Source organism: Paenibacillus sp. FSL R5-0519, from assembly GCF_037974275.1.
In the GTDB taxonomy this organism is placed as follows: domain Bacteria; phylum Bacillota; class Bacilli; order Paenibacillales; family Paenibacillaceae; genus Paenibacillus.
The window spans coordinates 2,284,071-2,298,385 of the sequence record NZ_CP150234.1 but is presented as its reverse complement, the minus strand read 5'-3'; the positions used below and the strand labels follow the sequence as shown (position 1 = coordinate 2,298,385).

The 14,315-nt window shown below is 46.7% G+C and carries 9 protein-coding genes and 1 other annotated feature; of the genes, 1 reads left to right on the top strand and 8 read right to left on the bottom strand.

The window, feature by feature from the left end; genetic code table 11:
* Nucleotides 1-45: 45 nt before the first annotated feature.
* The 3 genes from MKY73_RS10495 to MKY73_RS10485 are packed head-to-tail and all read right to left on the bottom strand — an operon-like array spanning nucleotide 46 to nucleotide 1,915.
* On the bottom strand, nucleotides 46-846 hold the full coding sequence (locus MKY73_RS10495; protein WP_339307288.1) for a metallophosphoesterase: 801 nt from the start codon (nucleotides 844-846) through the stop codon (nucleotides 46-48).
* A 26-nt stretch (nucleotides 847-872) separates the two neighbouring features.
* Nucleotides 873-1,325: a hypothetical protein gene (locus tag MKY73_RS10490; RefSeq protein WP_339307286.1), complete on the bottom strand. Its 453-nt coding sequence runs from the start codon at nucleotides 1,323-1,325 to the stop codon at nucleotides 873-875.
* On the bottom strand, nucleotides 1,322-1,915 hold the full coding sequence (locus MKY73_RS10485) for a type II CAAX endopeptidase family protein (RefSeq protein WP_339235264.1): 594 nt from the start codon (nucleotides 1,913-1,915) through the stop codon (nucleotides 1,322-1,324). Before MKY73_RS10485 ends, MKY73_RS10490 begins: the two co-directional genes overlap by 4 nt.
* A 335-nt stretch (nucleotides 1,916-2,250) precedes the next feature.
* Nucleotides 2,251-2,481 (top strand) — a binding site (T-box leader).
* A gap of 199 nt (nucleotides 2,482-2,680) precedes the next feature.
* Between MKY73_RS10485 and serA the strand changes: the two genes are divergently transcribed.
* Nucleotides 2,681-4,276, top strand: coding sequence for a phosphoglycerate dehydrogenase (gene serA / locus MKY73_RS10480; protein ID WP_339307284.1), 1,596 nt, complete (start codon nucleotides 2,681-2,683; stop codon nucleotides 4,274-4,276).
* Between the two features lie 303 nt (nucleotides 4,277-4,579).
* Here the strand turns inward: serA and MKY73_RS10475 are convergent, their stop codons facing one another.
* From MKY73_RS10475 to MKY73_RS10455, 5 genes are all read right to left on the bottom strand, one after another.
* Nucleotides 4,580-8,872 (bottom strand): collagen-like repeat preface domain-containing protein, encoded by a 4,293-nt coding sequence (locus MKY73_RS10475; protein WP_339307283.1) that lies wholly within the window; start codon nucleotides 8,870-8,872, stop codon nucleotides 4,580-4,582.
* A 194-nt stretch (nucleotides 8,873-9,066) separates the two neighbouring features.
* The gene (locus tag MKY73_RS10470; RefSeq protein WP_339308551.1) at nucleotides 9,067-10,464 is read right to left on the bottom strand and encodes an ATP-binding protein; all 1,398 of its coding nucleotides are present in this window, start codon (nucleotides 10,462-10,464) and stop codon (nucleotides 9,067-9,069) included.
* Between the two features lie 55 nt (nucleotides 10,465-10,519).
* Nucleotides 10,520-11,236: a response regulator transcription factor gene (locus MKY73_RS10465; protein WP_017687664.1), complete on the bottom strand. Its 717-nt coding sequence runs from the start codon at nucleotides 11,234-11,236 to the stop codon at nucleotides 10,520-10,522.
* 139 nt (nucleotides 11,237-11,375) lie between these two features.
* Nucleotides 11,376-12,638: a cytochrome c biogenesis protein CcsA gene (ccsA, locus tag MKY73_RS10460; RefSeq protein ID WP_339256160.1), complete on the bottom strand. Its 1,263-nt coding sequence runs from the start codon at nucleotides 12,636-12,638 to the stop codon at nucleotides 11,376-11,378.
* Nucleotides 12,635-14,308, bottom strand: coding sequence for a cytochrome c biogenesis protein ResB (locus MKY73_RS10455; protein ID WP_339307282.1), 1,674 nt, complete (start codon nucleotides 14,306-14,308; stop codon nucleotides 12,635-12,637). Before MKY73_RS10455 ends, ccsA begins: the two co-directional genes overlap by 4 nt.
* Nucleotides 14,309-14,315: the final 7 nt, after the last annotated feature.

Genomic DNA, 14,315 nt, shown 5'->3' with positions numbered 1-14,315 from the left:
CTTATTTCTCGTATGTGTAAAGTTAAACAGCCTTGATCCAATGGATCAAGGCTGTTTCTCTGTAAGTGCTATTTCCGCGGGCGCTCTTAATGTGATGATATGCATCTCCGCAGGACAACCTAGTCGAAGAGGAAGATGATTCGTACCGTATCCTCTGCTGACCAGCATTTTACCTTCTTGATGAACGTCCTCCGGATTGCGCTTCAGGGAGTACCACCCATTTGATATGGGACGATACGCTTTACTAAGGAAAACGGGTCCAAAAAATGGTAATACTAATTGCCCACCATGTGTATGACCACTTAAAATAAGATCTGCATTTTGCTCCAAGCGAAGGGCCTGCAAAGGATCATGAACAATCGCAATTTTGCAAAAACTGTCGCCGACCTGCTGTAACAATTCATCGCCTTGTCTGGAACGATAATCTATACCGATCAGGCTTAATCTGTCGTTGCCCCTTTGCAGATATTCCACATTATCCTGCAAGAGCTGAACGCCCGATTGCTGAAGAATACGAGCAAGTTGAGAGGTACCAGCCCGCTTGTCATGGTTGCCATACACGGTAAAAGAAGGAGCAATGTTCGATAAGAGTTTCATATTATGTCTTACTAGAGACCACGAGATTCCTCTTTCCGCAACATCCCCACCAATCAGAACCCAGTCCACCTTGTTTTTAAAGTTTGCCAGATCCTTCTGCTTTAGCTTGCGCTTATGAGTGTCGGATACATACAAAATCATGGCCCCATCAAAGGATGTTGGCAGATGAGGAACTTCGACCTCTTCTTCAATCAATTGATGAACATGGGCTTGACGCCACATATGAAAGAGTAGCAAAATTCCAATCAAAATGACTAATCCTGCGAGTAATAACATTACCACGGCAAGGGAAGGAACGTATTCAGAGCGGGAGCCCCTTTTACTCCCCACCAAACCAGACTAATCGTTAGCATGACAAAAATAAAAATGAGTGAATTGACAAACCTCTTGCTCAATTTTAAGCGACGTGAAGGATGTAATTCAGTCCGTGTAGGAAGCGAACCCGCTTCGGGGATCGATTCTTCTGTTGCTTTTGGCGTTTTTTTGGAGCGTGATGGTGCCCTTTGAGGAAGTACTGGACTTTCCAACTTTTCTGTATAAGGCTTGCGCTGTGATCTAGGTAAAGTAACGGAAGTAATTGGTGTAATTCCGCCAACCTCAGCAGCTGCTGCTGTTTCAGCAACGATGCTTACTTGAGAAGCCACCTCTCGCTCGGAAGTCTCTTTTTTATCCGATTGACGATGGCGCTGACTGCCATATGTCTTCATTCTACTTAATGGCTGATTCATGATCCCCTCCGAAAACGTATCGCTAATCCGGACACCAAATCAATAATAAAGTGACATAATATCGGCGCCCATAATGTGCCGGATTGCAGGTAAATCCAACCCAATCCATAACTTGAGACAAACACCCAGCCTGTTGGAATCCAGTGGCGCAAATAACGAATGTGGATAACTGCAAATAAAATACTTGTCCAGTAAGGACCGATGGCATGTTGAATGGCTCCACGGAATAATAATTCCTCACACACAGCAACAATGGCTGCTATACATACAATGTGCCAGATCGGACGTCCACGGAACAACATCTCGTTAATTCCACCGTCATCCATGCTTTCCTGAGGTATAACATACGACAGTACCAAGTCCATAACAAGCATGATGCCAGCAAGACCAAGACCCCACCATACAAATTGGTAATTGTCAGGCCATGCGAGTACATCTAACAAGTTTCGTTTTTGCAATAAGATCCACACAACTCCGATAATCAGTGTCAGACCTTGAGTAAAGTATAGATTGATTAAAAGCAAACGCTCGGTGAGCTGCTGTGGCTCAGCCTTCTGAATCTTGAACTTGGGAAACTTGAATTTTTTCATCGGATGCGTCTGTCCTCTTGAGTTAAATTTGATGGATAACAATTACGTTGTCCAATCGGATAGTATACTAAATCATAGCCAAAAAACCAAATAGGTTCAAGGCCTGCCCCAAGTCCTGGTTTTGCGTCAGTGACATTACTTCATTAAAGCAGTAAAATCCGGTTCACCAAACAGCTTACATTCCATCTTCTTGTAGTAGATAGAATAAGGATTGCATTGCTTATGATGTCTTGGTATAGGTTCGAAGCGAAAGCCATCTGCAAAACAATTTAAAACATTTAAGCCTATTGACATGCTCATGTCAGCCATGATACATTATGAAAAAATTAGTCACGTTAAACACGATGATGGAAAAAAGACGTTGCTTCGTCTTACAGAGAGCCGATGGTTGGTGTGAATCGGTGGCAGGCAAATGGTCTTGAGCGCTCCTGAGTTATTGCATTGAAATTGGAGTAGGTGCAATCGGTTTAGACCCGTTATCCTCTTCGGTCTTCATTGACCGCTAAGACTGTCGTTGCGAAACGGCGGTGAATTAGGGTGGTACCACGACAACTCTCGTCCCTTATTGCGCAAGCAGTATGTGGATTGAGAGTTTTTTGATTTATTTTAAAGGATATCTGTGGAATCACTCTATTTGCTTCACCTTCCCCCTCTGCTGCGACACCGCGTTGTTGGGCGGAAGAATCAACCTGGTTTTAAGGAATACCTCTTCCCTGAGGTCAAACCTTGACGATATAGATACACATACCTAAGGAGGAAGAAACCATGTACAAAGTGTTAGTGTCGGACCCAATCAGTGATCTCGGTATCCAGCAACTGGTGGATGCAAATGATGTTGTTGTTGAGAAGAAAACCGGTCTTAGTGAAGATGAACTTGTTGCCATTATTGGTGATTATGATGCCCTCTTGGTTCGTAGCCAGACTCGTGTGACAGATCGTATTATGACGGCGGGTACCAACCTTAAAGTGATTGGACGTGCAGGTGTTGGTGTAGATAACATTGATCTGGAAGCTGCTACACAGCGCGGGATCATCGTTATTAATGCACCTGATGGCAATACCATCACAACCTGTGAGCATACGTTTGCCATGATGATGGCATTGGCACGACACATTCCTCAGGCATACGCCAAGACTATTCAGGGTACGTGGGATCGTAAAACCTTCCTGGGTGTGGAATTAAGAAATAAAACGCTGGGTGTACTGGGTATGGGACGAATCGGTAGTGAAGTTGCCAAACGCGCCAAAGCATTCGGAATGGACATCCTTGCTTACGACCCGTTCCTGACGGAGGAGCGTGCCGAGAAGCTGCAAGTGAAGCTGGCTAGTGTAGATGATATCATTCGTAATGCGGACTTCATGACCGTTCATACGCCATTAACACCGGAAACACGGCACATGATTTCACGTCCACAATTCGAAGTTATGAAAAAAGGCATGAGAATCATCAACTGTGCTCGTGGTGGTGTAGTTGACGAGATGGCACTTGTGGAAGCCATTGACGAAGGCATTGTTGCCGGAGCGGCATTTGATGTATTTGAAAGTGAACCACCTGCTCCAGACCATCCATTCCTGAATCACCCTAGCATCATCGTTACACCTCACCTTGGTGCATCCACTGTTGAGGCCCAAGAAAACGTAGCAATTGACGTTTCTGAACAGGTTCTTCACATTCTGCGCAATGAACCTTTCAAGAACGCAGTTAACATGCCGGCTGTTGCACCAACCGTAATGAACAAATTGCAGCCTTATTTCAAATTGGGTGAAACATTGGGAAGTTTTGCAGCACAGATTACACAAAATGCAGTGCAGGAGATCCGAATCGACTATGCTGGCGAACTTTCTGAAGTAGATACATCTCCTCTTACGCGTTACATTGTGAAGGGTATTCTCGCCAGACATTTGGGTGGGGAAGCCAACATCGTCAACTCCATGCATTTGGCCAAAATCCGTGATCTGAATGTGGTTGTAAGCCAAACCTCTGCAACCAAAGGATTCACTAACCTGATTACTGTAACATTGGTTACAACTCAGGATGCTGAGGAACGCCGTGTAGCAGGTACATTGCTTGCAGGTTATGGAGAACGTATCGTTCGTCTGGACAAATTCCCGGTAGATATCGCTCCGGAAAGTCATCAAATCTTGATCTCACATAACGATAAGCCTGGTATTATCGGTCGTGTAGGAACACTGCTTGGACAAAACGATGTCAACATCGCATCCATGCAGGTTGGACGTAAAATTATTGGTGGTGCAGCCATCATGATTCTGACCGTAGATAAAGCTGTGCCAAAAGACGTGCTTGTGCAGCTTGCTGCGCTGCCTGAGATCAATACTGCTGTTGAAATCGTGCTGGAATAATCATACGTATTATAAATGTAAAAGAAAAGACGGGACCATCATGGTTCCGCCTTTTTTTGTCGCGAATTAAATTCAGTATTCATTTCAATTTTCAAGTTAAATATGATAATGGTGAGTGATACTTCTGGCCGTGCACTTTCGGTTGCCCCAAATACCTGTTGTTTGATTGACCACTATCTGGAAAGAAAGAGAAACCCGAGTTATAAAAACGATTTGGGTTTCTCTGGATTCTGATGCACCAATCCCGTATGAGTCCCTCTGCTTTTGCCCACTAGTGATTCATCTTAAGACGTTATCAGACGATTAACTTAACTGAATAATATTTAGTGTAGATCCTGGAGGAGAAAGAATAGCTGTGCCAATAAGCCCGAATAATTGTAACTGTATTGTTGAACCAGCCGTAACGGTAACCATAAAATCAGACTGAAGCTGACTGAGAGAAAGTGCTGGAGATACTACACTCGCTGGAATAGCTGTACCATTAAGCAAAACCCGAGATTGAATAGCAAGCGCAGCTGTCAGATTTATTTTGTATGAGATGTAGTAACGACCTGCATTGGCAAGTGTGAAGGTGTCATTTGTCCCATTGACGGTTATACCTGTGCCGATATTTTGGTTATTCGGCAATGGAACGAGTGTACCTCCCAATATTACAACAATCGTACCATTAGTATTCTCAGCAAAAGCAGAGTTAGATGTTACAGATGTTCCGGTTGCACCGGTAGCTCCTGTTTCACCAGTCGCACCCGTTGGTCCGGTACTTCCTGTTATGCCGACTCCCGTGGCTCCGGTTATACCTGTCGCACCCGTTGACCCGGTACTTCCTGTTATGCCGACTCCTGTGGCCCCGGTTATCCCTGTTGCTCCTGTTTCACCAGTTGCACCCGTTGGCCCAGTGCTTCCCGTTATACCAACTCCTGTGGCTCCGGTTATCCCTGTCGCTCCTGTTTCACCAGTGACACCCGTTGGCCCAGTGCTTCCCGTTATACCAACTCCTGTGGCTCCGGTTATCCCTGTCGCTCCTGTTTCACCAGTGACACCCGTTACTCCCGTACTTCCTGTTATGCCGACTCCTGTTGCTCCAGTTATCCCTGTAACTCCTGTTCCCCCAGTTGCACCCGTTGGTCCCGTACTTCCCGTTACGCCGACTCCTGTTGCTCCGGTTATCCCTGTAGCTCCTGTTCCCCCAGTTGCACCCGTTGGTCCCGTGCTTCCTGTTATGCCGACTCCTGTTGCTCCAGTTATCCCTGTAACTCCTGTTCCCCCAGTTGCACCCGTTGTACCTGTAACTCCTGTAACCCCAGTCGTTCCGGTCGCCCCTGCAAGACCAGTTACTCCACTTACTCCTGTTTCACCAGTTGCACCCGTTGCTCCGGTACTTCCTGTTATGCCGACTCCCGTGGCTCCCGTTATACCTGTTGCTCCTGTTTCACCAGTGACTCCGGTTAGCCCTGCCGTTCCCGTCGCTCCCGTTTCGCCGGTTGCACCGGATGCCCCTGTGTCTCCAGTACTGCCGGTTACGCCAACTCCTGTGGCTCCCGTAACACCCGTTGCCCCTGCGCCCGCAAGCAACGTAAAATCCGGTGAAGTCCCTGGCGTTCCCGTTGGTGATGCCACATTCGCGATATACGTACTTCCATTAAACGTTACGACCTGACCGACTGGATACGTCGGCGCAACTGCTGGATCAAACGGCACCACTCCCGTGAGTCCTGCACCCGTAACACCCGTTGCTCCGGTATTTCCCGTCACTCCAGCTCCCGTTGCACCTGTCACACCTGTTGCTCCCGCACCCGCAATTAATGTGTAATCCGGTGATGTACCCGGTGTGCCCGTTGGAGATGCAAGATTGGATATATACGTACTGCCATTAAACGTTACAACTTGGCCGGCTGGATACGTTGGGGCTACGGCTGGATCAAATGGCACGAGGCCACTTAAACCTACACCTGTCGCTCCCGTTGCACCTGCTGTTCCAGTGGGCCCCGTAGATCCTGCACCTGCAAGCAGTGTATAATCCAGCGATGTGCCCGGCGTTCCTGTTGGTGATGCCACATTCGCGATATACGTACTTCCATTAAACGTTACAATCTGACCGGCTGGATACGTTGGCGCTACCGCCGGATCGAATGGCACAACACCATCTAATCCAATTCCTGTGGCCCCAGTAACTCCCGTTGCTCCTGCGCCAACAAGCAATGTATAATCCGGTGAAGTCCCCGGCGTTCCCGTTGGTGAAGCTACATTCGTAATATACGTACTGCCATTAAACGTTACAACTTGGCCGGCTGGATACGTTGGGGCTAAGGCTGGATCAAATGGCACGAGGCCACTCAAACCTACGCCTGTCGCTCCTGTTACACCAGAGATTCCTGTAGCTCCTGTAACTCCAACGCCAGTTATTCCTGCGCCCGCAAGCAACGTAAAATCCGATGAAGTCCCCGGCGTTCCCGTTGGTGATGCCACATTCGTAATATACGTACTGCCGTTAAACGTTACAACTTGATCGACTGGATACGTTGGCGCTACTGCTGGGTCAAATGGAACAACACCATTCAGACCGATACCTGTAGCACCAGTGACACCCGTTGCGCCCGCGCCTGCAAGTAATGTGTAATCCGGCGATGTGCCCGGTGTTCCCGTTGGCAGAGCTACATTCGTAATATACGTACTACCGTTAAACGTTACAACTTGACCCGCTGGATAGGTCGGAGCTACTGTTGGGTCAAACGGTACAATTCCACTCATTCCGACGCCAGTAGCTCCAGTACTTCCCGTTGCCCCTGCCCCGGTTGCTCCTGTGACTCCCGTCGCTCCTGCGCCAGCAAGCAATGTGTAATCTGCTGAAGGCCCCGGCGTTCCCGTTGGTGATGCCACATTCGCGATATACGTACTCCCGTTAAACGTTACAACCTGGCCAACTGAATATGTTGTAGCCACGGTACGATCGAATGGCAAAATGCCTGTTAGTCCTGCCCCGGTTGCTCCCGTTACACCTGATGCACCTGTGGCTCCTGTAGGTCCTGCTCCTGCAAGCAATGTATAGTCTAGCGAAGTCCCTGGAGTTCCCGTAGGAGAAGCAACATTTGTTATATACGTACTGCCATTAAAGGTAAGAACCTGACCGGTTGGATACGTTGGAGCTACTGCAGGGTCAAACGTAACTGCACCATCAAGGCCTATGCCCGTAGCTCCAGTCGAACCTGTAACTCCAGATCCTGCTAGCAGTGTATAATCTGGTGAACTGCCGGGTGTACCTGTTGGTGATGCCACATTGGTAATATAAGTACTTCCCCCAAATATGATGATCTGTTCAGCGGGATAGGTTGGTGCTAATGCCGGATCGAATGGCACGATATCACTTAAACCTACGCCTGTGGCCCCGGTTGCTCCTGTCGTTCCTACACCCGTGTCTCCCGCAGCCGCAAGCAACCTGTAATCCGGTGAGCTTCCTGGTACTCCTCCAGGACTTGCAACATTCGTAATATAAGTACTCCCGTTGTACGTAACAACCTGACCGGTTGGATATGTCGGGGATTGAGCCGGATCAAAAGAAGTTATTCCAGTTAGGCCTACACCAGTTGCACCGGTGTTCCCCGCAGCCGCAATTAATGTATAATCTGACGAAGTTCCAGGTGTTCCTAAAGGACTAGCAACACTTGTAATGTACGTACTCCCGTTATACGTAATTATCTGACCGGCTGGATAACCCGGAGCAAGCGCTGGATCAAATGTTAATGCACCCGTTAAACCAGCTCCGGTTGCTCCTGTAGCTCCGGTCGTTCCTCCCGCCAACAAAAGAGTGTAATCCGGGGAACTCCCGGGTATACCCAACGGACCGTTTACATTAGCAACATAAAGATTCCCCTCATAACTTACTACCTGACCTTGAGCATAAGTCGGTCCAAGTGCTGGATCATATCCGGTAATATTGTTTAAACCTACACCAGGTGCCCCTGCCGGACCTTGTGATCCCTGTGGGCCTACTGGGCCTACTGGACCTATTGGGCCTACTGGGCCGATTGGTCCAATTCCTCCTGCCGGTCCAGTAGCACCTTTCACCCCGGGAACACCTGGTACACCTGGTACTCCTGGAACTCCCTGTGGGCCAGTTGGTCCGGTAGCTCCTCCGTTTCCAAGAGTTGTCGTCGCCCGACTTAAGGATAACGATATCGAACGGATTAACCCCACGAATTTATCTTTTTCTACAGGTGGCACTTCAAGAAGTAACGTCACACTCAATAAATCATCTAGTAAATGTTGCAAGTTACCTGCGAGATTAATTAAAGGAACAGGAATAACCTCTGAGCCTGCAATCGTTAATTCCAGTACTGCTTGTAATTCTGCTTTTACCCCGGCACGAAATCCGGATTCATTTACAAATGTAAGTAACGGGCGTAATCCATTCTGTAATGCTAGTATATTGGCTGAAGTCGGCTGGCCGAGTGCAGCTGGAATAGTCACAGCGAGAGAACGCAGTATGGACTCAAATTGCTCCAGTTCTTTAGTGGTTATGGGAATAAACGGAGAGCCCGCTCTAAAAGATCTACCTTCCAGAAAAGCTTTAATATTGACCCTTTTTCGATCATCGGACATGCTTAACTCAATCCTCCTCTATCTTGCTTGCTTTTCAAGCTTATGTAACATAGGAAGGAAAATTATCTTGGACACTCTTTTTAGTCAAAAATAAAAAAAAATCATGTTCCACGTTGAACAAGATTAAACGGTACTCTTCAACAAAAAACACCCTCCGTAAGAGGGTGTTTCCGCACTTTTTGTATGAAATCAGGCTATTTCGATGAATCCAAGGGAAATTGTAAAATAAACTCTGTTCCTTCGCCAAGCACACTGTTGACGGTAATCATTCCTTGATGCGCATCAACAATATTTTTCACAATCGCTAACCCAAGCCCTGTACCTACACTTTCTCCCCGAACACGAGCCTTGTCTGCTTTGTAGAATCGTTCGAAAATAAATGGCAAGTCGGATGAAGGGATACCTACACCTTGATCCTTCACTGAAACTCTAACGAATGGCGCACGAAGATAAGTGACCCGCTCTGCCGAGATCATTACATTTTTGCCAGTCGGCGTATGCCTGAAGGCATTATCCAGCAAATTCGTAAAGACCTGCTCAAGTCGATCCTCATCTGCCTGTTGAAGTTCAATGGTTGGCTGTTCACATTCGAAGTGCAGTTGAATTCCCTGTTCTTTCGACCGCACTGAGAACTTCCGGTATACACGCTCAAGTAGTTCCCCAAGGTCAACTTCCTTCATCACCATGTCCGTGTGTCCAGCTTCCATCCGAGCCAGATCAAGTAAGTCTTTGACCAATCTGCCCATTCGCAGGGACTCATCATGAATAACCTGGATAAGTTCTTCGCTCTCTTCCGGTGAGTTTGCCATACCGTCCAGTAGGGCTTCACTGTAACCTTGCATCATGGATAGCGGAGTTCGTATTTCATGAGATACATTAGCCACAAAATCACGCCGCATTTTCTCCAAACGCACTTCTTCTGTTACATCTCTCAAGACAGCCACAGCGCCTCTGACAACACTGTCAGCATACAACGGTGCCATCTGGACAGACCAAACGCCTTGCTGTACATGAACATTGGAGTTCTGGTCCCCACCTTGCTCCATCACCATTCTGAACAATGGAAGAAGGGGCTCAGGTACATCACGTGAAGACTTGTCAAACTGTTCAGAATCTTTTCCTTCGTCCACTTTCGCCCAATCCAGATCATACCAAGTCTGCATGATCTTCTCTCCTGGCGGATTCGTCAGAATAACTTTGCCTTCACCATCAAATGTAACCACCGCATCGGTCATGCTTCGAAGCACACTCGCCAAATGTTCCTTCTCATGGTTAAGGTTTCGAATATTATCTTCCAGTTGGGCAGCCATATGATTAAAAGTATTGGCCAATTCACCAATCTCATCACTCGTTACCAGGGAGAGACGTGTTCCGTAGTTGCCTTTGCGAATCGCATTGGCTGCCTGAATCAATTGCTGCATAGGCTGCGTTATTTTGGTGAATAGGAACAATGCAAAAAAGGTAGTTAAACTGAATCCGATAATACAGATATAGGTGAACAACCGTTTAATATCTCTGGACTCGGATTCTGCAAAGTTCGTATCAATGTAGGGCAGCAAAAAAAGACCCAGCGCTATAAGTACACAACCCACAAGGCAGATAATAGTGATCCATAACTTCCCGACCAGCGATCTCCAGAAACTTAAACTACTTCGGTACTTCCAGTTTATAACCGACACCCCACACCGTCGTAATCATGGCCGCCGACTCTGGCGATACCTTGTTAAGTTTCTCGCGAAGACGCTTCACATGCGTATCCACGGTACGAAGATCGCCAAAGAACTCGTAGTTCCATACATCTTTGAGCAATTCTTCTCTGGAGAACACTTTGTCGGGAGATGTTGCCAGGTAGTGCAACAATTCATATTCTTTTGGTGTAAGGCTAATCTCTTCACCACCAGCCGTGACCCGGTGGGCATCATGCTCAATAACCAAATGTGGGAACACGATGTTATTACTCGAATTGCTCTCCTTCGATAGATAAGCTGTCGCGGAAGATCGACGCAAAATCGCTTTGACACGATAAATCACTTCACGCGGACTGAATGGTTTTACTACGTAGTCATCAGCGCCAACTTCGAAGCCTTGAACCCGGTTAATCTCTTCACCTTTTGCAGTGAGCATCAAAACTGGCGTTGATTTCACCTGACGAAGACGGGTACACACTTCAACTCCATCCATACCCGGTAACATCACATCAAGCAAAATCAGTCCGTAGTCCCCTGCTGTTGCTTTACGCAGCGCAGTTTCCCCATCCTCAGCTTCATCAATTTCATAACCTTCTTTTTCGAGATACATTTTCAAAAGTCTGCGGATTCTCTCTTCGTCATCCACGACCAGTATTCGATTCTCATGTTCAGCCATGCCTCTCCAGCCCCTTTGCAATAACTCCTGATCACTTCTATTATGTTCGATCTGGCGAACAATATTTGAATACCCTTCAATAAAAAGGTACGTTTGTGTTTCCCGTTTCTAAACCCAACCTTTGCAAGACGAGTCTGTCCTAGTCCGCTCCAGCGTACGAATGCAATCCGGCAATGATCAGATTCACCCCAACCAGCGTAAACATGACAACCAGGAAACCAAGAACCGCAAGCCATGCAGACTTTTGGCCTTGCCAACCTCTGGATAAACGCAAATGCAGATACACACTATAATATAGCCATGTAATTAACGCCCACACCTCTTTGGGGTCCCAACCCCAAAAACGACTCCAGGCAATCTGAGCCCAGATCATGGCAAAGATTAATGCTCCCAGTGTAAATATTGGAAAACCGATGGCAATCGCACGATAACTTATCTCATCCAGATCATCGGCATCGATTCCATCCATCATTGGCTGTAACGCTTGTCCAAGGGGTCTGCGCACAAGAAGTCGTACAATTCCATACAGGATCAGACCTACAATAAGTGACCAAACCACCGTATTCAGCTTACGCCCGGCATTTACGCCGTTCATCCAGGAAGGCGTCTCAAGTAAAGGTTTTTTCATGCCAAGAAACGGTGTCATGCTCTCCACTTCGCTATTATATGGCGCAAAAATTGGAGGCATGCGATAATTCACTTTCTCTATTGTACTATTTTCCTGTACCTGCATGTCAATGCTGACCGTTTTCTGCACAAAAACCGCCTCATAGCCAGCTGCACGAAAGGCAAATACCGTTCCTATAAATCCAATAACGACAACGATCGTAACCAGGGTGAATTCAACCCATCCTCGTTGACGTCTTGAAGACTTGTCCTTACCACTAAAATCAACAGTACGGAGCAAATACATGAACCCTGCGGCAAAACCCACGGCGAAGAATGCTTCACCAAGTGCGGCCAACGTCACGTGAATTTTCAGCCAGATGGACTGAAGTGCCGGGATCAACGGTTGTACCTCCTGAGGAAATACAGCAGCATAAGCCATTATAATGATGGTAAGTGGTAAGGCAAACAAACCCAGTAACGACTTCCGATATATGGCGTATACAACGATAAATGCAACCATGATCATCATGGACAGAAAAGACATGAACTCGTACATGTTACTAACAGGAATATGCCCTGCCCCAGCCCATCGGGTTGCAAAGAATACAAGATGTGCCGCCAAAGCGACAGTCGAGGCAATGAAAGCTCGTTTACCCCAGCGATTCATATGCGCCAGAGGATCACGATTGCTCCATTTTTTGCCCATTACCGCAACACCATATAAAAAGAATGCGGCACAATAGAGAAAGAAAGCTACGATAAATGCGTCGCTGCTGAAATCCAATAAATTCATGCTTGGTTCCCCCCGTTATCCAACGACTTCTCTTCCACTTCCAAATTCATTTGTTTCAAAACAGCCGCCACTTCACGCCTGAAGCCAAACCAGTTTTTGTTGGTATGTCCACCCAAGGTAAGCTGTTGATCATCAAAACGAATCCAGATGCGGCGATGATGCCAATAAAATCCCATGACCAGACCCAACATGACAATGCCGGCTCCTACCCACACAAAAGGCATTGCTTTATCTACGCGTATATTGAGATAACTTACGGATTGAATAATATCAACCTTGTCCATGCTGTCCACTTCCAACTGTAAAGGAATCTCTGTTCCAATCAGCTGTTGGTTAATTGCATCCTGCTGAAACCGTTGTTTATCAATCTGCTTCGCAAAATAAAGATATTGTATCCCCTCTTCCGGCAGATTCGGTCCCTTAATGAGAAATAGAAAAGCAGGTGCATTAGGTGAAGGCGATATTGATTTGGGCTGTCCATTCTCATCCAATCCAAAGTCCATGAACTTTTCCTTCACGGTCAGTTCATAAGGGCCCGCTTCAAATGTTTTTTGGGTATCGACCATATCAATCTTAATCGCCCCATATACTTCACCAGTCTTTGTATTGACCAGATCCGGCGTTACGGACCGAATGGTGGGTGTTAGATCATAATCAAACTGATATGCTTTCAGACCGTTATAATTTAAGGGATGATTCACACGAACATCATGTCTGGCCACCTCAGCTAATTGAGGTTTTTTTGAAAGATCCGAACAATCTGCTGTACATTCATACAACACAACTTTTGTTTCAAACAGTTTTGGAACGGTCTTGTTCAGGTTACGGAATTGCTCCGGTACTTCTTCCTCACTGTAAAATTCAACATTAAACTGTTCGTTTTTCAGATACATCGACGTATTCGGTATCTTTTTGATCTCACCTTCCGGAAAAGCAACATGCTCATCCAGATTCAGGCCAGGCAGCCCTCGTGCAAGCACCGCCAGCAGAAATATAATGAGTCCAATATGAATGACATATGGGCCCCATCGACTGAATCGCTGTTTCTCGGCGAGTAAAGCATCACCCTGAGTATGCACGCGGTAGCCTTTCTTTTTCAGCGGCGTAACCGCTTTCTTAATCCAGTCTTCTGGTGCCTCTTCGATAGGACCTTGGTACACCAGACGCTGTCTCGTCAGAAATTGCCTGTGTTTACGTATTTTCTGTTTATTCAGTGCTTTGTAGAGCGGTAGGACGCGATCCAGACTGCATATCACCAATGATGCTCCAATCATCACCAATAGCAAGATAAACCACCAGGATTCGTATGTATGGGATAAACCCAACAGATAATAGATATGACCCAACTGACCGTATGTTTCTTTGTAATACACGGAAGGATCAATATTTAGAAATGTACTTTCTTGCGGATAGATCGTGCCAAGCATAGAGCCTACAAGCGTTAACACAATCATATAGACAGCAATTTTGACGGATGAAAAAAAGTTCCAGATGCGATCAATGATGTTGGGATTACTACGCTGTGAACGGCGCGCCATGCCATCGTAACGCATTTCCAGCACTTCAGTCGATTTAGCTTCAGACTCCAGTAGTGGTTTCCCACATGCTTCACATAGTACAGTGCCAACCGGATTTTGGTGTCCGCACTCACATTTGGTATTTTGGAACACGAATAGA